Here is a 21141-nt window from a genome sequence, read left to right as displayed (position 1 = left end):
AACGTACACTTCAGCGTTGCTTTCCGGCCACCTAAGGTCGTGCCGACCGGCGGCCGCGGGTACGGGCGGATGTCCCCGCGAAGAGCCGACGGAACCTCGATTCCCCCTGCACGACACGCCACCGAGTGAGCGCGAAGGAGGGCCCCCGCATGGCCGTCGACTACACAGTGATCGTCGTCTATCTGGCCGGGATGCTGGCGATGGGCTGGTGGGGCATGCGCCGCGCCAAGTCGAAGAGCGAATTCCTGGTCGCGGGGCGGCGGTTGGGGCCCGCCATGTACTCCGGCACCATGGCCGCCATCGTGCTCGGCGGCGCCTCCACCATCGGCGGTGTGGGCCTCGGCTACAAGTACGGCCTGTCCGGTGCGTGGATGGTGCTCACCATCGGGCTCGGACTGCTCGCGCTCAGCGTCTTCTTCTCCGCCCGCATCGCCCGTCTGAAGGTCTACACCGTCTCCGAGATGCTGGACCTGCGCTACGGCGGCCGGGCCGGGCTCATCTCCGGCGTCGTGATGTGGGCCTACACCCTGATGCTCGCGGTCACCTCGACCATCGCGTACGCCACCATCTTCGACGTCCTGTTCGACCTGAACCGCACCGTGGCGATCATCCTCGGCGGCGCGATCGTCGTCGCGTACTCGACGCTCGGCGGCATGTGGTCGATCACGCTCACCGACATGGTGCAGTTCGTGGTCAAGACCATCGGGGTGCTGCTCCTGCTGCTGCCCATCGCCGTCGTCAAGGCCGGCGGCTTCGGTGCGATGCGGGCGAAACTGCCCACCACGTACTTCGACCCGCTCGGCATCGGCGGCGAGACGATCTTCACGTACGTCCTGATCTACACCTTCGGCATGCTGATCGGGCAGGACATCTGGCAGCGGGTGTTCACCGCCCGCAGCGACAGGACCGCCCGCCTCGGCGGCACCGTCGCCGGTACCTACTGCCTGCTCTACGCGGTCGCGGGCGCCGTCATCGGCACCGCGGCCAAGGTCCTCTACCCGGCGCTCGGCAGCGCCGACGACGCCTTCGCCACCATCGTCAAGGACGAACTCCCCATCGGCGTACGGGGGTTGGTGCTCGCGGCCGCCCTCGCCGCCGTGATGTCCACCTCGTCCGGCGCGCTGATCGCCTCGGCCACCGTCGCCAACAACGACATCTGGGCGCGGCTGCGAGGGAGGGCCGGGGGCGACCGGGCGGACCACGACGAGGTCAGGGGCAACCGCGTCTTCATCCTCATCATGGGTCTCGCCGTGATCGTCATCGCGACCCGGCTGAGCAGCGTCGTAGAGGGCCTGACGGTGGCCTACGACCTGCTCGTCGGCGGGCTGCTCGTGCCGATCCTGGGCGGGCTGCTGTGGAAGCGCGGCACCGCGTCCGGCGCGCTCGCCTCCGTCGTCGTCGGCGGCCTCGCGGTCGTCGCCCTGATGGCGAAGTACGGCATCCTCGCCAACGAGCCCGTCTACTACGGACTGCTCGCCTCGCTGCTCGCGTACGTCCTCGTGTCGTACGCGACGAAGCCGACCGACGCCGCGGTGCTCGCCCGCTGGCGCGAGCAGCTCGCGGGACGGAACCCCGGGCCGGACGCCGGCCCCTACCCCACCGAACCGGCCGCCGACGCGGCGCCGGCGCACAGCTAGAGTCACACTGATAAAGCGCACAAACGCTGAAAAAACGAAGGGCAATTGAGATGAGCAGCAACGAAACGCCGTGCGGTCCGATCGACTCGTCCCGCATCCCGCGGTACGCCGGACCCGCGACCTTCGCCCGGCTGCCCCGCCTGGACGAGGTCGGCACCGCCGATGTCGCCGTCGTCGGTGTGCCCTTCGACTCCGGGGTCTCCTACCGGCCCGGCGCCCGCTTCGGCGGCAACGCCATCCGTGAGGCCTCGCGCCTGCTGCGCCCGTACAACCCGGCGCAGGACGCCTCGCCCTTCGCGCTCGCCCAGGTCGCCGACGCCGGTGACATCGCGGCCAACCCGTTCAACATCAACGAGGCCGTCGACACCATCGAGGCCGCCGCCGACGACCTCCTCGGCACCGGCGCCCGCCTGATGACGCTGGGCGGCGACCACACCATCGCGCTGCCGCTGCTCCGCTCGGTGGCGAAGAAGCACGGGCCGGTCGCCCTGCTCCACTTCGACGCGCACCTCGACACCTGGGACACCTACTTCGGCGCCGAGTACACCCACGGCACCCCGTTCCGCCGGGCCGTCGAGGAGGGCATCCTCGACACCGAGGCGCTCTCCCACGTCGGCACCCGCGGCCCGCTGTACGGCAAGCAGGACCTCACCGACGACGAGAAGATGGGCTTCGGCATCGTCACCTCCGCCGACGTCTACCGGCGCGGCGCCGACGAGGTCGCCGACCAGCTCCGCCAGCGCATCGGCGACCGCCCGCTGTACATCTCCATCGACATCGACTGCCTCGACCCGGCCCACGCGCCCGGCACCGGCACCCCCGAGGCCGGCGGCATGACCTCGCGCGAACTCCTGGAGATCCTGCGCGGCCTCGCGTCCTGCAACCTGGTCTCCGCCGACGTCGTCGAGGTCGCCCCGGCCTACGACCACGCCGAGATCACCAGCGTGGCCGCCTCGCACACCGCGTACGAGCTCACCACGATCATGTCCCGCCAGATCGCGGCCTCCCGGAACGCCTGATGACCCACGACCACGACATCGTCCTGCGCCCCACCGCGGCCCAGACCGCGGCCGCGCTGCACCCTCCCGCCGGACGCAACGGCGGTGACCTGGTCGTGGAGACGCTGGCCGGGCTCGGCGCGACCACCGTGTTCGGGCTGCCCGGCCAGCACGCGCTCGGCATGTTCGACGCGCTGCGCCGCTCCGACCTCAGCTACGTCGGACTGCGGGTCGAGAACAACGCCGGGTTCGCGGCCGACGCGTACGGCCGGATCACCGGCGAGGCGGCCCCGCTGCTGCTCTCGACCGGCCCCGGCGCGCTGACCTCGCTCGCCGCCCTCCAGGAGGCGGCGGCCGCCTCGTCGCCGGTCCTCGCCATCTCAAGTCAGGTGCCCACGGCGGGACTTGGCGGCGGGCGGCACGGCTATCTGCACGAGCTCCGCGACCAGAAGGCGTCCTTCCGCGACATCGTGAAGTCCGTCCACACCGTCCGCAGCCAGTCGCAGATCCCCTCCGCGATCGCGGCCGCCTGGGAGTCGGCGCTGACCGCCCCGCACGGTCCGGTCTGGGTGGAGATCCCGCAGGACGTGCTGCTCGCGAAGACGGCGCTGCCCGTCGTCACGGCCATGGACGCCTACCCCGAGGACCTGCTCCCGCGCCCCGAACTGACCGCGGTGGCGGCCGAGTTGCTGTCGAAGGCGGCCCGCCCGGTGATCATCGCGGGCGGCGGAGTCGTACGCTCCGACGCCTCGGGCAAGCTCCTGGCGCTCGCCGAGAAGCTGGACGCGCCCGTCGTGACCACCTTCGGCGGCAAGGGCGCCTTCCCCTGGGAGCACCCGCTCTCGCTCCAGTCCTGGCTGGAGGACCGCCACACCACGGACTTCCTTCAGGACGCGGACGTCCTGCTGGTGGTCGGCTCGGGCCTCGGCGAACTCTCGTCCAACTACCACACGTTCAGCCCCCGGGGCCGGATCGTCCAGATCGAGGCCGACCTCGGCAAGCTGGAGTCCAACCACCCGGCGCTCGGCATCCACGCGGACGCCCGCATCGCCCTCCAGGCCCTGCTCGAAACGGTCCCGGAGCGCCGGGACCCGACGGCGGCCGAGTCGGTACGTTCCGTACTGGCGCAGGTCCGCGCCCGTATCGACGGGCAGGACCTCGGCGCGGAGCAGGACATCCTGGCCGCCGTCCACGCGGCACTCCCGGCCGGCACCCCCAGCTTCTGGGACATGACGATCCTCGCCTACTGGGCCTGGTCGGCCTGGCCCGGCGCGATGCACTCGGCGCAGGGCGCGGGTGGCCTCGGCTACGGCTTCCCGGCGGCGCTCGGCGCGGCCGCCGCGGACCGCACCCGGCCCGTCCTCGCGGTGTCCGGCGACGGCGGCGCGATGTACTCGATCGCGGAACTGGCCACGGCCAAGCAGTACGGGCTCCCGGTCACCTGGCTGATCGTGGACGACGGCGGCTACGGCATCCTGCGCGAATACATGACGGACACCTTCGGCGAGGCCACGGCCACCGAACTGGCCCGCCCCGACTTCGTCGCCCTCGCCGAATCCTTCGGCGTCCCCGCCGTCCGCACCACCCCGGACACCCTCTGCGCCGACCTGTCCAAGGCACTGGCAGCCCCGGGCCCCTCGGTGGTCGTACTGCCCGCCCTCCTGAAGATGTTCGCGCCGACCCACCTGTGAGGTCCTAGGCCTCAGGTCCCGTATTTGTTGCGCCGGGATGAAATCCGCAGGCCCGCGTGTTGGGCCTTGCGGTAGGGCTGGAACAACGGGAGGCATCGGTGGCGTCGGCTGAGCGGGCTGCGGAGCAGGGGTGGGCGCGCAGGCTCACCGGGTACGCCTGGCGGTACCGGCGCGATGTGGTCCTTGCGCTGGGGTCGTCGCTGGTGGGCATGGCCGTCATGGCGCTCGTCCCGCTGATCACCAAGGTGGTCATCGACGACGTCATCGGGCACCACACGCGCTCGCTCGCCGTCTGGACCGGGCTGCTCATAGCCTGCGCCGTCGTGGTGTACGGGCTCACCTACATCCGGCGGTACTACGGAGGGCGCCTCGCCCTCGACGTCCAGCACGACCTGCGCACCGAGATGTACCGCACGATCACCCGGCTCGACGGGCGGCGGCAGGACGAGCTGTCCACCGGGCAGGTCGTCGGGCGGGCCACCAGCGACCTCCAGCTGATCCAGGGCCTGCTCTTCATGCTGCCGATGACCATCGGCAACGTCCTGCTCTTCGTGATCTCGCTCGTGATCATGGCCTGGCTGTCGCCGCTGCTCACCCTCGTCGCACTCGCCGTCGCGCCCGCGCTCTGGTTCATCGCCAAGCGCAGCCGGACCCGCCTGTTCCCCGCCACCTGGTACGCCCAGGGGCAGGCCGCCGCCGTCGCGGGCGTGGTCGACGGCGCGGTGTCCGGCGTCCGGGTCGTCAAGGGCTTCGGGCAGGAGGACCAGGAGACCGGCAAGCTCCGCGAGGTCGGCCGCAGGCTCTTCGCCGGGCGGCTGCGCACCATCAAGCTGAACTCCCGCTACACCCCCGCCCTCCAGGCCGTCCCCGCCCTCGGTCAGGTCGCGATGCTGGCGCTCGGCGGCTGGCTCGCCACCCGCGGCGAGATCACCCTTGGCACGTTCGTCGCCTTCTCCACCTACCTCGCCCAGCTCGTCGGGCCGGTCCGGATGCTCGCCATGGTGCTCACCGTGGGACAGCAGGCCCGGGCCGGCGTCGAGCGGGTCCTGGAGCTCATCGACACCGAGCCGTCGATCGCCGACGGCACCAAGGAGCTCCCGGCCGACGCCCCCGCCACCGTCGAATTCGACGCCGTGAGCTTCGGGTACGACGCCGAGCGGCCGGTCCTCGACGGGTTCTCGCTCGACATCCGCCCCGGCGAGACCGTCGCCGTCGTCGGCTCCTCCGGCTCCGGGAAGTCCACCGTCTCGCTGCTCCTGCCCCGCTTCTACGACGTCTCGCACGGCGCCGTCCTGGTCGGCGGCCACGACGTGCGCGAGCTGACCCTCGACTCGCTGCGGGCCGCCATCGGACTCGTACCGGAGGACTCCTTCCTGTTCTCCGACACCGTGCGCGCCAACATCGCGTACGGAAAGCCGGACGCGACCCAGGAGGAGATCGAGAAAGCCGCGCGCGCCGCCCAGGCCGACCGGTTCATCGCCGAACTCCCCGAGGGGTACGACACCACCGTCGGCGAGCACGGGCTCACCCTCTCCGGCGGCCAGCGCCAGCGCGTCGCACTCGCCCGCGCGATCCTCACCGACCCCCGCCTGCTGGTCCTGGACGACGCGACCTCGGCCGTCGACGCCCGAGTCGAGCACGAGATCCACGAGGCCCTGAAGTCGGTCATGACGGGCCGCACCACCCTCCTCATCGCGCACCGCCGCTCCACCCTCGGCCTCGCCGACCGCATCGCCGTCCTCGACGGCGGCCGGCTCGCCGCCATCGGCACCCACGAGGAACTGGAACGCGACAGCGCCCTGTACCGCCGGCTGCTCACCGACCCCGACGAGCTCGGCGCCGTATCGCCCGGCCACCTCCCGTCCGCCCCGGCCCTGGAGGACGACGACCACTGGGTACGGGACGAACTCGACGCGGAGTTCGACGCCGAGCGCGGCATCACCCCGCAGCTGTGGGTACGCGAGGAGAAGCCCGAATCGGCCGCCACCGGCGGAATGCCGGCCACCCCCGAACTCCTCGCCCAGGTCGAGGCGTTGCCGCCCGCGACCGACACCCCCGGCATCGACGAGGCGAAGGCCGTCCAGGCCGAGGACTCCTACGGGCTGCGCAGGCTGCTCCGCGGCTTCGGCCTCCCGCTGCTCGTCAGCCTGCTCCTGGTCGCCGTCGATGCCGGGATGTCGCTGATCCTGCCGGTCCTCATCCGGCACGGCATCGACCAGGGCGTCACCCGGCTCGCGCTCGGCGCGGTGTGGGCCGCCTCCGGGCTCGCGCTGTTCACCGTCGCCGTCCAGTGGCTCGCCCAGACCGGCGAGACCCGGATGACCGGACGCACCGGCGAACGCGTCCTCTACACCCTGCGCCTGAAGATCTTCGCGCAGCTCCAGCGGCTCGGACTCGACTACTACGAGCGGGAGTTGACCGGCCGGATCATGACCCGCATGACGACGGACGTGGACGCGCTGTCCACGTTCCTCCAGACCGGCCTGGTCACCGCGTTCGTCTCCGTCGTCACCTTCTTCGGCATCATGGTGGCGCTGCTCGTCATCGACATCCAGCTGGCGCTCGTCGTCTTCGCGACGCTGCCGCTGCTCGTCGTCGGCACCTACTTCTTCCGCAAGAAGAGCGTGCAGGCCTACGAACTGGCCCGCGAGCGGGTCAGCGCCGTCAACGCCGACCTCCAGGAGTCGGTGTCCGGGCTGCGCATCGTGCAGGCCTTCCGCCGCGAGCACGACGGGGCCGAGCGGTTCGCCGGGCGCAGCGACCACTACCGGCAGGCCCGGGTGCGTGGCCAGTGGCTGATATCGGTCTACTTCCCGTTCGTGCAGCTGCTCTCCTCGGTGGCCGCGGCGGCCGTGCTGATCGTCGGCGCGGGCCGGGTCGACAACCACACCCTCACCACGGGCGCGCTGGTCGCCTACCTCCTGTACATCGACCTGTTCTTCGCCCCCGTGCAGCAGCTCTCGCAGGTCTTCGACGGCTACCAGCAGGCGGCCGTCTCGCTCAAGCGGATCCAGGAGCTGCTCCAGGAGAAGACGTCCACGGCCGCGGCCGCCGAGCCGCTCGACGTGCCGTCGCTGCGCGGCGACATCGCCTTCGAGGACGTCGACTTCGCGTACGGCGACGACGAAGAGGCGCTGTCCGGCGTCGCGTTGCGGATACCGGCCGGGCAGACCGTCGCCTTCGTCGGCGAGACCGGCGCCGGGAAGTCCACCCTCGTCAAGCTCGTCGCCCGCTTCTACGATCCGACGGGCGGGCGGGTCACCGCCGACGGCACGGACCTGCGCGACCTGGACATCACCGCCTACCGGCACCGGCTTGGCGTGGTGCCGCAGGAGGCGTACCTCTTCGAGGGCACGGTCCGGGACGCCATCGCGTACGGGCGCCCCGAGGCCACCGACGCCCAGGTGGAGGCCGCGGCCCGCGCGGTCGGCGCGCACGACATGATCGCCACCCTGGACGGCGGCTACCTCCACGAGGTCGCCGAGCGCGGGCGCAACCTGTCAGCGGGGCAACGGCAGTTGATGGCGCTGGCCAGGGCGGAGCTTGTGGACCCGGACATCCTCCTGCTCGACGAGGCGACCGCCGCGCTCGACCTCGCCACGGAGGCCCAGGTCAACCAGGCCACGGACCGGCTCAGCGGTCGCCGCACCACGCTGGTCGTCGCCCACCGCCTGACGACGGCGGCCCGCGCGGACCGGGTGATCGTGATGGACCACGGCCGGGTCGCCGAGGACGGCACCCACGACGAACTCCTCGCCCTTGACGGCCAGTACGCGCGCCTGTGGCGCACCTTCATCGGCCGGGCCGAGGCCGAGGACGAGGGCGAGTCGATGGCGGCGGTGTGAGAACCGAGGTGCGAGAACCCGGTCTGAGAACCGCAGTCCGAGAACCGCAGTCCGAGAACCGCAGTGTGAGAACCGCAGTCCGAGAACCGTCGCGCGGCCTTCTGCGTCCCACCCCACATACGCTCAGGTGGCGGAAGGGTGCAAGCGTGTTCGGTGGGGTTGTGGACAGGAAGCTCCTCGGGCCGGCGGTCGCCGTGCTCGCGGCGGCGGGCGGGCTCGTCGTGTTCGGACCGGTCAGCGGCAGCGCGGACGCGGCGGCCGCGTGTGCGGGGCGTCCCGTCAAGACGGTCGGGTTCAGCACGGGCGAGCTGCGGCTGTACAAGGGCAACGGGTACGCCTGCGCGGTGGCCGCCGCCAAGAACCCGGGCCCCAGGCGCCAGATGTCGGTGACGATCCAGGCCCGCGGCGGCGCCCCGGCCGCCGACTCGGGCAGCTATACGAAACTGGCGGGCCCGATCACCGTGCACTCCGGCAACCGCTGCGTACGGGCCACCGGGGCGATAGCCGGGAGCTCGGCGGACACCGGCTGGGTCTGCTGAGCCCCCGCGCGCCCGACGCGCACCTTCCGTGAAGGTCAACTGGGTCTGGCGGGGCGGGTGTTGCCCCCGCTAGGTTCACGGGCACGTGTTCCGTGCCCACAGGGGCCGCACAGGGGAGGGTGAATGCGCAAGGCGCTCAGATGGCTGTTGTCGCTCGTCGTGCTGATAGGCACGATGACCGCGGCGGGAGCCACGGCCAACGCGGCTACCGCCGCAGAGCCGGACATCAAGGACCGCATCCTGGCGATACCCGGGATGAGCCTGATCGAGGAGAAGCCGTACAGCGGCTACCGCTACTTCGTACTGAACTTCACCCAGCAGGTCGACCACCACAACCCGTACAACCGGGCCACCTTCCAGCAGCGGATCACCCTGCTGCACAAGGACACCGACCGGCCCACGGTCATGTACACCAGCGGCTACAACGTCTCCACGACGCCCGGCCGCAGCGAGCCGACGCAGATCGTGGACGGCAACCAGGTCTCCGTCGAGTACCGGTTCTTCTCGCCGTCGCGGCCGACGCCCGCCGACTGGTCCAAGGACGACATCTGGCAGGCCGCCAGTGACCAGCACGCGATCTACCGGGCCCTGAAGCCCGTCTACACCAAGAACTGGCTGACCACCGGCGGTTCGAAGGGCGGCATGACCGCCACGTACTACAAGCGCTTCTACCCGCACGACATGAACGGCGTCGTCGCGTACGTGGCCCCCAACGACGTGGTGAACAACGAGGATTCGGCCTACGACCGGTTCTTCGAGACCGTCGGCACCAAGGACTGCCGCGACAAGCTGGAGGGCGTGCAGCGCGAGGCGCTGGTGCGCCGGACGCCGCTGGAGAAGAAGTACCAGGGTTACGCGGCCGCGAACGGCTACACCTTCGGCACCGTCGGCACGCTCGACAAGGCGTACGAGGCCGTCGTGCTCGACTACGTCTGGGGCTTCTGGCAGTACCACCTGCTGGCGGACTGCTCCACGATCCCCGCGGATGCGGCGCACGCCACCGACCAGGCGATCTGGGACTCGGTCGACACGATCTCCGGGTTCTCCTTCTACACCGACCAGGGTCTCGCCCCGTACACGGCCTACTACTACCAGGCCGGTACGCAGCTCGGCTCGCCCACCATCAAGCAGCCCTGGCTCGGGGGCCTGAGCCGGTACGGCTACCAGCCGCCGCGCAACTTCGTGCCGCGGGACATCCCGATGCGGTTCCAGCCGTGGGTGATGCGGGACATCGACACCTGGGTGCGCCACCACGCCGATCACATGCTGTACGTCTACGGGCAGAACGACCCGTGGGGTGCGGAGCGGTTCGGCCTCGGGGCGGGGGCGCGCGACTCGTACGTCTACACGGTCGCGGGCGGCAACCACGGCTCGAAGGTCTCGATGCTGGCGGCGAACGAGAAGGCGTCGGCCACGTCCTCGATCCTCCGCTGGGCAGGCCTCACGGACGCCCCGGCGAAGCCGCAGGCGCCGTTTGACGCGAAGCTGGATGTGCAGGTCGCCGACAGGGAGCCCGCCCTGCACCCGTAGGACCTGGATTTTGCTCCGCTCCAACTTCTAGCCCCTCATGGGGGTCCCCCCTGGCCTTTGAGGCCTTGGGGGAGTTTGAGGAGCGGGGTCTGGGGCGGAGCCCCCCACGCGGCGGAGCCGCAAAATGTCACAGCGGGAAGGGGCGGGGTGGGGAAAGTTCAGAGCCGTCGCGCGCACCCCACCACCCCTTCCCCACCCGTCAGTTGGACGTACAGCACCGTGCCCGAAGGGCAGTCCGCCCGGCGGGCCACGGCCGACACCACCTTGAACTGGGGCGCCCGCCCCGACCCGTCGCACGGAGTCTCCTTCACCAGCTCCGCCCCCGCGTCGTACACACAGTCCCCGACCACCGTGTAAGGCCCACCCCCCATCCCCGGGTCACCGGGATGCGGCGCCTCCAGGTTGCGCATGCACGCATAGCCGCGCGACACACTGCCGTCACCGTTCTCGTCCGCCGAAGGCCGGCTCTCGGCGACGTACAGCACGAAGTCCGTGTTGAGCGGGCATGACACCGCCGCTCCCTTCGCCACCGCCCCGTCGCGCCGGACCAGCACCCGCGCCACCGCCCGCTCACTGGTGCACGCCACCTCGTGGAAGTCCTTGGTGTCGCCCACCGCCCCCTCGCGCGAGGCGCAGTGACCGGTCGCGAGGAACGTCGCCGCGAGGTCGGGCGACGGGCTCGCCGCGGGCGACTCGGCGGCCGACAGCTTGCCCTCGGCCGCCGAGCCGCCCGCGGCGTTCTGGCACGCCGTGGCGGAGCCCAGCGGCACGAGCAGCAGCAGGCACGCCGACAGAGCATGCCGCCGCAAACGGTACGTACGCATACGACCCCCCAGAACCCCCCGGATACACCTCAAGCGTGACCTGCCGGAGCGCGAACGCGCCAGGCGTCCGGGGGCTTTGCGCCCGATGGGGGGACTGGGCGGGGTCTTCGGCGTAGGTCTAGTACGACAGTCCATAGCCGATCGGGTACAGCACCTGCGTTGGATCACCGGCGCGCGGGACGGCGACCGGGAGGCGGCCGCGCGGCTCGGCCCGGCCCGCCAACACCCGTACGGCGGCCCGGAGTTCGACATCGGTCCAGGAGTAGGTGGCGAGCGAGGCGGCGTACCCGCTGAGGTACGCGATGTCGTACGGGTTGCGGATCGCGAGGTGCACGACCGGCACGCCGGTCGCCCCGAGCGCGGCGACCAGCCTGCTCTGGGCGCCGCCCGCGCCCGCGTTGTAGGTGCCGACGATCACTGCGTCCCGCCCGGCGGCAGCCGCCACGGCCGCGTCGATCTGCGTCTGGGTCGGCAGCGTGCCGGTGGGCAACACCGTTGTACGGAAGCCCAGTTCGGTGAAGGCGTGGGCGAGCACGGTGGTGGGCGGGCCCGTGGTGCCGGACGGTGACACGGGGTCGGCGCCGGCGATGAGGAGGTTCCGGTGGCGCCGCCGGGAGAGCGGGAGCAGCCGGTGCGGATCGGCGAGCAGGGTGGTGGTCCGCTCGGCGATCGCGTCGGCGGCGGCGAGGTGCGCGCGGGTGCCGACGGTCCGGTCCACGCCCCGGGCGCTGACGTACGGACGGGCGAACAGGCCGCGCCTGTCCTTGAGCCGGAGGATGCGCAGGATCGATTCGTCGAGCCGGGTCCCGGTGAGCTCGCCGCTGTCCACGGCGGCGCGCACCCCGTGCCAGGCCACGTCCAGGTTCGGCGGGTCGAGCAGCTGGTCGGCGCCCGCCTTGAGGGCGAGCACGGGCACCCGGTCGTCGCCGTACTTGTCGCGTACGCCCTTCATGCCGAGCGAGTCGGTGATGACGACCCCGCCGAAGCCGAGCTGCTCGCGCAGGATGCCGGTCAGGATGGGGCGCGAGAGCGTCGCCGGGTCGTTGCTCGGGTCGAGGGCCGGGAACTGGATGTGGGCCGTCATGATCGCGTCGATCCCGGCGGCGATCGCGGCCTTGAACGGCGGCGCGTCGAGCCGCTCCCACTCCGCGCGGCTGTGGGTGATCACCGGGATCCCGGTGTGGCTGTCGACGCTGGTGTCGCCGTGCCCGGGGAAGTGCTTGGCGGTGGCCGCGACGGAGGACTCCTGGTAGCCGCGCACCTCGGCCGCGACCAGGCAGGCCACCGCGGCGGGGTCGGCGCCGAAGCTGCGTACGCCGATGACGGGGTTGGCGGGGTTGACGTTCACGTCGGCGTCGGGGGAGTAATCCTGCCGGATGCCGATCGCCGCGAGTTCGGCGCCCGAGATGCGGCCGAGGGTGCGGGCGTCGCGGACCGAGCCGCCGGCGCCGACGGCCATCGCGCCCGGGAAGAGCGTGGCCGGTCTGCCGACCCGGCAGACGGTGCCGTGCTCCTGGTCGGTGGCGATGAGCAGCGGCAGCGGAGTGCGCTGGGCGAGACCGGCCGCCTGGATGCCGTTGGACAGCTCGGCGATCTGGTGCGGGTCGCGGGTGTTGTGCGCCCAGGTGAAGTAGATGATGCCGCCGACGTGGTACTTGGCGATGAGCTCGGCGGCGTCGCGCACGCCGATCTCGCGGAGGTTGGCGTCGATGTCGGCCTGGTCGGGGTCGGTCGCGGAGTGCCCGTACACCCGCATGACGAAGAGCTGCCCGATCTTCTCCTCGACGGACATGCGGGCGACGATCGCGCGCAGCCGCGCATCGGTGGCCGCGACAGGGGCTTCTTCGTTCTCTTCCTCGGCGGCGTGGGCGGGGAGCTGGGGGCCGAGGGCGGCGATGGCGGCCGCTGTGGCGGTGGTGGTGAGGAGGCTGCGTCTGGAGGTGCGGTGCTGCACGTGCGCTCCTTCCGGCGGTGTACCCAGGGAAGTGGAAGAAACTTCCAAGGCGAACCGATATCCGGAAAGTTATTGCCAGTCAAGGGTATGCGCACAAAGCCGCCCGGCGTGGCCGGGGGAGGGGCGCCGCCACCGGCGCAATGGGAGGGGGCGGCACCGGTGACGGCGTCCTGCCGGCCACAGGCGGCCGTCACCGCTCCGCGGAGACTCACCGGCAGAACGGGGGTTGGACGGGGGTGGGCCGGGGAGGGTTCCGGCCTTCGTGGTCGAATCCCGGCGGCAGCGTGCCGCAAACGGCAGGGCAATGCCATGTCCGGCAGCGGCGCGCCGCCCCTGTACGCACGAACAGCTTGGCTCAGCGAGTTGTGCTCGTTGGGCCAAGAACGTTCCGTCAAGTGGCCGTTGCAGAAGGGCAGTTCAGGGGGAGTGGCGTGCCGTAACCCGATCCTCTCAGATGATTGAGTCCCTATCGAACGGTTCAGATAACGCCCCTTGGTCGAGGTAAATCTCGACCAAGGGGCGTTACTTGAATTGCGAGGGCTGTTCGTCGAGCAGGTCGAGGCTACGCCCGACGAGACGTCGACTCCTGAGGGCCTGCGGGGGGAATATCAGCGAGCCTGGCTACATATGGATCCGAGGCATGATTTCCACCCGGCATCTCCTCACAGGAATTTCGGGTCTACGATATCCAGACTCCAAACATCGCCGTACCCGGGATATACGCCGCGTTCTGAGGACGGATCGTCGATCACATGGACAGTAGCTCCTGTCTTTCTTGATCGGTACGTTCTGTACTCCTGCGTGACGGTTGACGGGTCGAACGGCTGGCGGCTGGCCAGGCGTTGGAGCTCGTCCTCTACATCCGTCCACGCCGTATAAGGTGCGAGATCGACGCCTGTCAGCTCTCTGATCTTGTCCGCAAGGTCGGGCATGGAGGCGAGTCGGTGGAGTTCCAGAATGATGGACCGGCACACCCATTCTGACTCATCGCCAAAGGTAGCCTCGAAGAGCCCGTAGTCTCGCCGAAGGGTTCTTGCACCTCGACGACCTTGAATCTCCTCAATGTAGTCGAGAGTGATCTTCTTCTCGACCAGAGCCAGCTTTCCTCCGATGGAGAAATCGAATACCGACCCTGTTTCGATTGCTCTCGCGATAAATTCTTGTCCGTTCATCTCATCTTCTTCAGTGCGTTAATCAGGCGACTCATTTCGGCCGCACGATTCTTTTCGTTGCCCCAGTTGTGTTTGTTCATCTCGGCCATCGCCTCACTGGCCTTCGCGATCAGATCCTCGCGGAGTTCGGGGCTGGCATTGAGGGTATCGAGAACCTTTTGAACGCTTTTGTCGGATGCCCATCCATTGCTCATTCTGAGCGGCTTGGCCCCGAGCCCACCGGATTCGTTGGCGAATACGCGGACCTCGTCTGCACCGAAGTGCAGATGCGCGCCCTTCGTTGCCCAGTCCGAGGCCATGGGGGATACGCGGACTCCGCAAACCTCGTTGTGGACCAGTACCGGCGTATGCCCCGCGAACACATAGTAGGTGTGCAGGCTGTCGACTGTCAGGTTGTAGGTCCGGGCACGCTCGGTGAACGATGTGTTGGACTGAACTTCCGCTGCACTGCCGTCGGCAGTTTTCAAGGTCATTCCGCGCTGAAGGCTGTCGGCCTCGACCCATTTGCTTTCCGATGGGGACCAGAAAGGGTGCTCCCGTGTGGCGGTGAGCAGTTCACTCCCGCGATCGGTGGCTATGGTGAGCTTGTTGAAGCTCTTGTCATAGTCCGTAATGATCAGGTCGGATACTTCCTGCTGTTCGGTCTTACCGGATATGGGGTCTGTCGAGACCACCCTGTCGCCGATTTTTACCGATTCGATGTTCTTCGCGGACTTGTCCGCCATGAGAACCTTCGTTCCGGCAAGGAAGCATGTAGCGCATTTGATGATCCGGCTCGCGCGTGACGCCTCGGCGATGTCCTCGACGCCGTCGGCGGCCTTCTTGAGCAGCTTGAGCTTTCCGACCGGGAGGACGCCCGCTACGGCAAGGGCGCACTTCCCGATGGTGGGGTCGTTCACGCAGTCGAGAAGGTCGTTGACGCCGAGGACTTCCATGCCGCCCTGGAGGAGGAGCTTGGCGAGGGCAGGATCGGTGGTCGGGACGACGATGACGGCGTTCTCGTCGTATCTGCAAGGCGCGAGGCTGTCCCGGCTGGCGAACTGAATGCACTCGTGCGTCTTGGGCTTGCTCTGTTCCTGTTGCTTGCGCTGCTCTTCGGCGAGCCGACGCTCCTCCGCCTCCTCCGCCTGTCGCTTCGTCAGCACGTCGGCCCACGCCTCAGAGGCGATGGCGTTGGCCTCACCGGAGCTCTTCCCCGCCTCCAAGGCCGAGGCCTTGGCGTCGGCTGCGGCACTGTCGGCTTCCTGAGCGGAGGCTCGAGCGTAGCTCGCGGAGAATGAGGCCTGGGCTGCGGATTCTGCTGCGGCTGCTGCGTCGCGATCTGCGGCGTCGGCGGCGTTTCGTGCGGTGATGGCGGACTTGGCAGCCTGGTTCGCACTGGCTTCGGCCCGGTCGGCAGAGGTCTTGGCGTCGTCGGCGTAACCCGCGGCGAGCTTGGCGTTCCTGTCGGCCTCGGCTGCTGCCTGGTTGGCATCGCTGCTGGCCTGGTTCGCCTCGGCTGCTGCCTTGGCGGCGAGCCACCGGTTCTTCTGAGCGGTGGCAGCGATCCCGTCCGCTTCGTTGATCAGACGCTGAACCTGGGCGACGTGATTGTTGGTGAGCTGGTCCTTACGGTCGGCCATGTACTGGCCGGCCTGGATGAAGATGTGCAGTTCGTCGGCCGGCCCCTGCAGGGCTGCCATGGCCGCACCCTTGACTTCGGGGCCGCCACTGGCGGCGAGCTTGGTCGCGATGACGCGTTCGTCGGTGTTGCGTGCCTGGTACTGGCCGCTGTTGAGGAAGGCGGCCAGCGCCTTGGCGCTGCCATCGACGAGTGCGGCCTTGGCGGCCTCCTTCACACTCGGGCCGCCCTCATTGCTGATCTTCGAGATCAACACCCGATAGTCGGTTGAAGCCACCTCGTACTGCCCGGTGGCCAGGAAGTCACGGACCTGCTGGTCGCTGCCCTTCAGCACGTTCGTGGCACCCGTACGCACCGCCTCATAGGGGCTGCCCGAGGCGAGGTCCGAGACTTGCTGGCGCACCTCGTTTGCGGCCGCCTTCTTGGCATCAGTGCGGAGGTAGCCGAGTACTTGGGTGTCGGTGCCGGATAGCGCCTGGGCGGCAGCTTCCTGGCGCCAGGAGCCGTAGTGCTTGAGCGCGCGCAGCGCGACGGCGCGCCCCTTGGCAGCGATGTCCTTGGTGTCGGCCCCGGGCTTGTCTGCATCCGCGGCGAGTGCGGCGGCGTCGTTGGTGATGGCGGTGTCTTCGAGGGCGACCTTGGCCAGCTGCCTGGTGAAGTCGTCGGCGGCTGCCCTATTGGACTTCGCACGCTCGATGGCCGCGTTGGTCCGGGTGGCGAGCTCTTCGCTTTCGGCTTCCCGGGCGATAGCGAAGACCTTCTTCGCCGTGGCGACTGCGGCAGTGGCCGCGTCGGCGGCCTCTTTCGCTTTGTCGGCCTGCTTGGTCGACTCAGCGGCCGCCTTGGAGGAATCGCCCGCGTACTTTGCGGCCTCCTCTGCGGCGGCTGCGGCGTTCTCCGCGTGCGTGGCGGCCGCGTTCGCATGGTCGCGCGCCTCGAAGGCGGCAGTCGCGGACTTGGTCGCCAGCGCCTCAGCGGCATTGGCAGCGCGGTTGGCTTCCTTGGCGTGGCGGCGGGTCTCCGCCGCGGCAGCAGCGGCTTCGCCCGAGTGGACCCCGGCGGCTTCGGCCGCCGCGTTGGCCTCGTCGGCCGACGCTGCCGCGGAATTGGCATTGTCGGTCGCGCTCTTCGACGCGCTGACGGCGGCGGCGGCGGCGAGAGACGCCTTGCCCGCCTGCTGGGCAGCGAGCGCCGATGCCCTGGCGAGCGCACCGGCCATGCGGGCGTTCTTGGCGTAGTTCTTGGCCTCTTCGGCCTTGTTCTTGTCGCCGAGGGCGGCGATCGAGGCCCTATAGGCATCGTTGGCCGCGCTCGCGGCAGCGGCCGCGGCGCTCGCGGTCTGCGCGGCAGCGAAGGCGGCGATACGGGCGGAACGGTTAGCGGCATTCGCCGCGTCGATCGCGGTCTGCGCGGCGGCGGCCGCGGCCTTCGCCGCCTCCGCAGCCTGCATCGCCTTGGCGCTGGCCTGCTTGGCCTCGCCCTTAGCCGCGACGGTTTCCTTCGCGGCAGTGTCGGCTGCTGCCTTGGCCAACTCGGATGCGGCGATCGCCTTGGCCGAGGCTTCCTGGGAAGCCTTCGTCGCGTCGTCCGCCTGCTTGCCGGCCTCCACAGCTTGCTCGTTGAGCTGGGCGATGGTGGCGTGTTCCTGGTCGCGGTTACGCGCCGTGAACTGGCCGATCTCCAGGAACTCCTGGACGTCTTCCGGGGTGCCCTGCAGGGCGATCTTGGCGGCTGCCTTCATCGCAGGGCCGCCGGAGTAGATCAGTTGGGAGACCTTGACCCGGTTGTCGACCTTCCTGGCGTCGTACTGTCCCTCCGCCAGGAATTTGGCCACGTCCTCCGGGGTGCCCTCCAGAGCCGCCTTGCCTGCGTCCTGGACGCCAGGGCCGCCGAGGTTGATGAGCCGCGACACCTCGACGCGCCGGTCCACCTGCAGCGGGTCTTTCCAGCCATCCCTGATGAACGCGGCCAGGTCATCCGGGTTCTTGGAGGCGAGGGCCTTCTTCGCCGCCTCCCGGACCTGCAGGCCACCCGCGTTGATGATCCGGCTGACCGTTACCCGGTCGTCAACAGCCTGGATAGTGGGCGCGTCCGTGAGGAACTGTTTGATGTCCTCGTCAGAACCCAGAAGCGCTTTCTCTGCCTCTTCCTTGGTTCCCGCGCCGCCGGTCTCCCACAACTCGACGGCTTGGCCGCGGAAGGCCGCCGCATCGAGGTCGTCAGACGCGGCTGCGGGTGTGCCTCCAAGCAGCCCAGCCGTCAGTGCGGCGGGTAGCACTCCGGCGGCTATGACTCGCCGACCGAGGTGCCCTCGCCAGGGTGTACGTGTCGCCGGGGTGCGTTGCGCTCTCGCGGAGCGCAGTGGGTATTTCACCTGCTCTGTTCCTTTCAGACGGGGCGCGGTTCGCTGCGGCGGCCCACCCGCAGAACGCGGCGAAATCAGGACATACCTGACTCGGCAGTAGGGGACAGATGTAAGCGTGGCTGCGAAATTACGGCTCGTCAGACGCGGCAGTCGCCCCCCTGCCAGCCGCAACACCCCCTGGTCAAGCCTGATTGGGGGCGCGCTGAACGTGATCTTACATATGTTTTACTTACGTAAAACTCATGGGTTTCTCATGTGCCCATGCATCCACGACTGTGAGGACTTCGTGTCGATATCTCGTGCCCGCAAGGCACTTATTTCGGGTGTGATGGGTGTTGTCGCGTCCTCTGCCGGACTTGCCGCGCTCACCGTGGCGCAGGCCGCCCCTCACGCGGCAGCTCCAACGGCTGTGACCGCAACGGCTGGTGATATGCCGTCGGCTGCGGAAACCTTTGCCTACCCCAATGCGGCGAAGGTCCTTCAGGACAAGAAGATCACCCTGAAGCGCGGCGACGGACACGTCCTGCTGACCGACTGCGACTCGGCGTGGGACATCCAGGTCGAGTCCCGCACCGGCGGAGTCTTCTTCTGCTTTGCAGTCAGCTCCAAGCAGGGCTACCTGACCATGGAACTACCCGACACCTACGCCATCTGGACAAAGAACCACCCGGTCAGGGCCACCCTGACGGCCAAGACGGACGGTGAACGGTCCGTCGTAGACGCCCCCGCCCAAGAGCCCGGCGCAGCGACGCCTGAGCACACCCCGGTCGGTGAGACCGGTGGCATCGGCAAGCGCTCTGCCTTGGTCGAACTCCGCGTTACCGGCTGACCGAACAACTTCGCGCGGAACAACGCCGCCGCGAGCACCAGCCCGGGCAACCAGTGGCTCAGCTTGCCAGTTGGTCTGGCCGAACGTGCACCTGGATGCGGCCGCGACACCGCGGCCCCACAGCGGCAGCCGACTTAAAGGCCGTCTCGCCCTCGGGGCAGTCCCCTGCGGCACCCCACTCGGCGCTCCTCCGTACCACCAACATCCAAAAGGATCACCATGCCTGCCAAGAGTTCGCGCGCTGCGTGGACGACCGCCCTGCTCGCCGCTGCGGTGGGTCTCGGTCTCACGACCGCCGTTCCTGCTTCGGCTCTCACTGGCAGTGATGCCGCCAGCGGTAGCTATGCATTCACCGCCAAGCTCAACATCGGCGAGGCAACGGCGTGCACCGGCGCGCTGGTTGACCCGCAATGGGTCATCACCGCAGCCAGCTGCTTCACGATCGACGGCAAGCCCGCGCAGGCAGGCAAGCCCGCCGTGAAGACGACCGTGACCGTGGGGCGCGCGGACCTGTCGCAGGCGGGCGGCAGCGTGCAGGAGGCTGTCGAGCTGGTGCCGCGCACCGACCGGGACGTCGTGATGGTCAAGCTGGCCCGGCGCATCCTGGACCCGAAAATCAAGCCGGTGCAGATCGCGGCCCAGCCGGCCGCCACGAGCGAGACGCTGACCTCCCTGGGCTTTGGCAGGACCAAGACCGAGTGGGTGCCCAACCAACTGCACAGTGGCGTGTTCACCGTCGCTTCGGCTTCCGGTAGTTCGGTGAATCTGAACGGTTCGGACACTGCCGTGCTGTGCCAGGGGGATGCGGGAAGCCCGGCTGTGCGCATGAACGGCACCACCCCCGAGCTCGTCGCCGTCAACTCGCTGTCCTGGCAGGGCGGCTGCCTGGGCAACGATCCTGCCGAGACGCGTACCAGCGCCACTGATGTCCGGGTCGATGACCTGGGTGCCTGGATCCAGCAGACCGCCTTCCGGGCCCAGGACGACCTCACCGGTGACGGCATCGCCGACCTGGCCGCGATCTGGGGCGACGGCTCCCTGCACGTGTACCCCGGTGACAAGGCCAAGGGCCTGAGCGGCGCGAACATCGCGCAGCTCGGCGGCACGACCTGGAAGAGCACCCGGCAGCTCGCCAAGGGAGACTTCACCAACGACGGTGTCACCGACCTGATGGACATCTGGGACGACGGCACCCTGCACCTGTACAAGGGTGACGGCAAGGGCAAGTTCACCGACGGCATCACGGTCACCGAGGGTGGCAACACCTGGGGCACCGTCAAGCAGATGACTGCGGGCGACTTCGATGGGGACGGCATAGCCGACCTGATGGCGGTGTGGACCGACGGCTCCCTGCACTTCTACAAGGGCAAGGGCGACGGCCAGCTCGCCAGCGGCGTCCAGGTGTGGGGCGGCAACACCTGGGGCACCGTCAAGCTGCTGCCCGGCGGTGACTTCGACGGCGACGGCATAGCCGACCTGATGGCGGTGTGGAGCGACGGCTCCCTGCACTTCTACAAGGGCAAGGGCGACGGCCAGGTGACCGACAGCGTCCCGGTATGGGGCGGCAACACCTGGGGCACCGTCAAGGACATGACCGCAGGCGACTACACCGGGGACGGCATCGCCGACCTCATGGCCATCTGGAGCGACGGCACCCTGCACCTGTACAAGGGCAACGGCAAGGGTGGCCTCACCGACGGTGTGCCCGTATGGGGCGGCAACACCTGGGGCACCGTGATCCATATCGCCTGACATCGCACGCACTCGCAGAAGCCCCCTGTGCCGGGCCCGGCAAGATTTTCCCGGGCCCGGCAGCACCGCGTAGCTCTGGAAGGATGACCGTGAAATCCTCGGCGGCCACCCTGGCGAGTGCGGAGGGCCGCGAAGCGTTTTGCGGCCGAGACCAGCTGGTGAGGCGCCCCTTCCAGTCTGCCGACGATCACCGAGGCGCCTTCGGCGTCAAGCGGCTGTGCCGGATCCTGCGGGTCCGTTGAGCGGATGCCGTCGCCTGGCCCCTCTTCCATGAGCCGATGTGTGGCTAGAGCCACGCACAGATGGACCGGCCACCTGGGTGCCACGTGCGAATATGAGCGGCACACAACTTACTCACAGGTACTTCACAACCTGTGATTCACT

12 protein-coding genes are annotated in these 21141 nt (G+C 69.2%); 8 read left to right on the top strand and 4 right to left on the bottom strand.

Annotated elements, in window-relative coordinates; translation table 11 throughout:
* Nucleotides 1-149 precede the first annotated feature (149 nt).
* The 6 genes from ACIBK6_RS02190 to ACIBK6_RS02165 all read left to right on the top strand — a co-directional run bounded on the left by ACIBK6_RS02190 (nt 150) and on the right by ACIBK6_RS02165 (nt 10240).
* A complete protein-coding gene (locus tag ACIBK6_RS02190) occupies nt 150-1637 on the top strand; it encodes a sodium:solute symporter (RefSeq protein ID WP_399047972.1) in 1488 nt (495 codons plus the stop codon).
* 50 nt (nt 1638-1687) lie between these two features.
* A complete protein-coding gene (speB, locus tag ACIBK6_RS02185) occupies nt 1688-2656 on the top strand; it encodes an agmatinase (protein ID WP_399047970.1) in 969 nt (322 codons plus the stop codon).
* Nucleotides 2656-4326: a thiamine pyrophosphate-binding protein gene (locus tag ACIBK6_RS02180; protein ID WP_399047969.1), complete on the top strand. Its 1671-nt coding sequence runs from the start codon at nt 2656-2658 to the stop codon at nt 4324-4326. The genes speB and ACIBK6_RS02180 overlap by 1 nt, the downstream gene beginning before the upstream one ends.
* A 98-nt stretch (nt 4327-4424) precedes the next feature.
* The gene (locus ACIBK6_RS02175) at nt 4425-8171 is read left to right on the top strand and encodes an ABC transporter ATP-binding protein (protein ID WP_399047967.1); all 3747 of its coding nucleotides are present in this window, start codon (nt 4425-4427) and stop codon (nt 8169-8171) included.
* 161 nt (nt 8172-8332) lie between these two features.
* Entirely contained in the window at nt 8333-8710 is a 378-nt protein-coding gene (locus tag ACIBK6_RS02170) for a hypothetical protein (protein WP_399047966.1), read from the top strand.
* Nucleotides 8711-8833: 123 nt separating this feature from the next.
* Nucleotides 8834-10240, top strand: a complete 1407-nt coding sequence (locus ACIBK6_RS02165; protein WP_399047964.1) for a S28 family serine protease — start codon at nt 8834-8836, stop codon at nt 10238-10240.
* A 158-nt stretch (nt 10241-10398) separates the two neighbouring features.
* On the opposite strand, the gene ACIBK6_RS02160 is transcribed toward ACIBK6_RS02165, so the two are convergent.
* The 4 genes from ACIBK6_RS02160 to ACIBK6_RS02145 all read right to left on the bottom strand — a co-directional run bounded on the left by ACIBK6_RS02160 (nt 10399) and on the right by ACIBK6_RS02145 (nt 18089).
* On the bottom strand, nt 10399-11064 hold the full coding sequence (locus tag ACIBK6_RS02160) for a hypothetical protein (RefSeq protein ID WP_399047962.1): 666 nt from the start codon (nt 11062-11064) through the stop codon (nt 10399-10401).
* A 118-nt stretch (nt 11065-11182) separates the two neighbouring features.
* Nucleotides 11183-13018, bottom strand: a complete 1836-nt coding sequence (locus ACIBK6_RS02155; RefSeq protein ID WP_399047960.1) for a glycoside hydrolase family 3 protein — start codon at nt 13016-13018, stop codon at nt 11183-11185.
* A gap of 662 nt (nt 13019-13680) precedes the next feature.
* Entirely contained in the window at nt 13681-14190 is a 510-nt protein-coding gene (locus ACIBK6_RS02150) for a hypothetical protein (RefSeq protein ID WP_399047959.1), read from the bottom strand.
* A complete protein-coding gene (locus ACIBK6_RS02145) occupies nt 14187-18089 on the bottom strand; it encodes a polymorphic toxin-type HINT domain-containing protein (protein ID WP_399047956.1) in 3903 nt (1300 codons plus the stop codon). Before ACIBK6_RS02145 ends, ACIBK6_RS02150 begins: the two co-directional genes overlap by 4 nt.
* A 517-nt stretch (nt 18090-18606) precedes the next feature.
* Between ACIBK6_RS02145 and ACIBK6_RS02140 the strand changes: the two genes are divergently transcribed.
* Both ACIBK6_RS02140 and ACIBK6_RS02135 read left to right on the top strand, forming a co-directional pair.
* Nucleotides 18607-19005 (top strand): hypothetical protein, encoded by a 399-nt coding sequence (locus ACIBK6_RS02140; protein ID WP_399047954.1) that lies wholly within the window; start codon nt 18607-18609, stop codon nt 19003-19005.
* Nucleotides 19006-19224: 219 nt separating this feature from the next.
* Nucleotides 19225-20757, top strand: a complete 1533-nt coding sequence (locus ACIBK6_RS02135; protein ID WP_399047953.1) for an FG-GAP-like repeat-containing protein — start codon at nt 19225-19227, stop codon at nt 20755-20757.
* Nucleotides 20758-21141 lie beyond the last annotated feature (384 nt).

The organism is Streptomyces sp. NPDC050485 (assembly GCF_044458185.1).
Lineage (GTDB): Bacteria > Actinomycetota > Actinomycetes > Streptomycetales > Streptomycetaceae > Streptomyces.
Note: the sequence above shows the minus strand (reverse complement) of the source record. Positions and strands in the feature narration are given on the sequence as shown.

Excerpts from the sequence above, each read along its gene's own strand:
- ACIBK6_RS02165 (WP_399047964.1), top strand. The coding sequence starts at position 8,834 with ATGCGCAAGGCGCTCAGATGGCTGTTGTCGCTCGTCGTGCTGATAGGC.
- ACIBK6_RS02150 (WP_399047959.1), bottom strand. The coding sequence starts at position 14,190 with ATGAACGGACAAGAATTTATCGCGAGAGCAATCGAAACAGGGTCGGTA.
- ACIBK6_RS02190 (WP_399047972.1), top strand. The coding sequence starts at position 150 with ATGGCCGTCGACTACACAGTGATCGTCGTCTATCTGGCCGGGATGCTG.
- speB (WP_399047970.1), top strand. The coding sequence starts at position 1,688 with ATGAGCAGCAACGAAACGCCGTGCGGTCCGATCGACTCGTCCCGCATC.
- ACIBK6_RS02135 (WP_399047953.1), top strand. The coding sequence starts at position 19,225 with ATGCCTGCCAAGAGTTCGCGCGCTGCGTGGACGACCGCCCTGCTCGCC.
- ACIBK6_RS02180 (WP_399047969.1), top strand. The coding sequence starts at position 2,656 with ATGACCCACGACCACGACATCGTCCTGCGCCCCACCGCGGCCCAGACC.
- ACIBK6_RS02160 (WP_399047962.1), bottom strand. The coding sequence starts at position 11,064 with ATGCGTACGTACCGTTTGCGGCGGCATGCTCTGTCGGCGTGCCTGCTG.
- ACIBK6_RS02140 (WP_399047954.1), top strand. The coding sequence starts at position 18,607 with ATGCCGTCGGCTGCGGAAACCTTTGCCTACCCCAATGCGGCGAAGGTC.